The following is a 1,557-nucleotide window of genomic DNA, read 5'->3' on the forward strand; positions in this document are numbered from 1 at the left end:
GGGGTCATCGACGCCAATGACCCGGTGTTTGCGCAGTTGCGCGTGTGGGTGGATGCCGACACCAACGCTCGCACTGGCGAAGGCGAACTGCTCACCCTCGAAGAAGCCAGGGTGAAGAGCATCAACCTGGCCTACACCAACTCCAATTTCGTCGATGCCCAAGGCAACGCCCACCGGCAGGTAGGCAGCTACACCACCACCGACGGCCAAACCCGAGCCGCCACCGACGTGTGGGTCAAGACCGACGCCACTTACAGCCTGCCCACCGAGTGGGTCGAAGTGCCTGAAGACATCGCGCTACTGCCCGACGCCCAAGGCTACGGCAAGGTCCGTGACCTGCGCCAAGCGATGGCTGCCAATGATAGACGATGGAGTCTTATCGCATGAAAGCACGCATGGTCCAACAAAACGCGCAGAAACCTTCTCCAAACCCGCGGGCCATATCCATACCGGAGATTGCATTGGTTGTTGGGTACTTCCTTGCCGTGTGGCTGATACCCACCAGCTGGCTGGATACCGCTGTTGGCGTCATGGCATTTGCCATTGCAAGCAAGATCAATCCATACCTGTCTGAATATTCCATTGCGTTTGCAGCAGAACCGCAGTATTTCATTCACTGCCATGTATTGGCGACATGGCTTTTTCCCTCACTTCTGCCCTGTCTAATTATCAGAAGAAATGGCGGCCGAATACGTTATTCAACCTATTGGCATCAAAGAAATGAACAATTTGGAGGATGGCTTCTTCATTTGATGCTATCCATATGCTTCTATGGCGCAGCGTATTTCGGGATGTTGTGGCTTGTTGATTACCCCTTGACTCGTGGAGAGTGGGCTGTCTGGCTAGGCGGCGTTGCGCCATCTGCACTAATGATGTCAGGCGTGCTAGGGCTAGGTGTAACGCAGTTTTACATGATCGTTTTCACAGCTTTCTCAAGCAGGAGGATGAAGAAATGAGTTGCAATCCGGGAACACAAAATGACCCTAAAGGCTGGCTTGGCGATGTCTCAAGTGCCGCACTTGACGGACTTGATGCCTTCATAAAGGATCAAAAAGCAAAAGGAATCGATCCTTCCATTATCGGAAAAGCCGGAGGGCCGGTCGGCGATATTTATGATATTTATCAAATCGGCAAAGCGGCTCTCGAGGGCGGCTGGACTCCAGCCCTAGTCAATGTATCGAGCGCACTGGGCGGAGCAGCTGGAGCTGCAATCGCCATAGCTTTTGTCGGCACCGGGTTCGGCGCAGCCGGCATCATAGCCATTGGAGCAGTTTCGTATATTGGCAGTGAAATCGGTGAAGCACTTGGCGAGTTTCTTTTCGATCCCACCCTCGAACCCGAATTTTACGAAGAGACCCTACGCAATCGCGAATGGCGGTTACGGATGAATGGCATCGATCCGGAGTCTGATCCTGGCTATCAAAATATCCGCCGTCAGCTGGAAAAAGCCCGCCGCCGGGCGGGAATACCTTCTCCCAGCGACTGCCCCATGGAGGACATCAAAGAAAAAACCCGCACCGCCTCCAATTTTGCCTCGCCTATCGTGCTCGACCTGGA

The 1,557-nt window shown here is 53.9% G+C and carries 3 protein-coding genes; all 3 read left to right on the forward strand.

Annotation, left to right across the window (positions count from 1 at the left end; all coding sequences use genetic code 11):
• Positions 1-387 (forward strand): hypothetical protein (locus AAV94_RS14995; RefSeq protein ID WP_046740342.1); only part of this gene is annotated, 387 nt, incomplete at its 5' end.
• A complete protein-coding gene (locus AAV94_RS14775; protein ID WP_156167855.1) occupies positions 384-956 on the forward strand; it encodes a hypothetical protein in 573 nt (190 codons plus the stop codon). The genes AAV94_RS14995 and AAV94_RS14775, both read left to right, overlap by 4 nt.
• Positions 953-1,557, forward strand: a 605-nt coding sequence (locus AAV94_RS14780) for a hypothetical protein (RefSeq protein ID WP_197407973.1), incomplete at its 3' end; no start/stop codon positions are given. The genes AAV94_RS14775 and AAV94_RS14780, both read left to right, overlap by 4 nt.

It is taken from the genome of Lampropedia cohaerens (assembly GCF_001005215.1).
GTDB lineage: Bacteria > Pseudomonadota > Gammaproteobacteria > Burkholderiales > Burkholderiaceae_C > Lampropedia > Lampropedia cohaerens.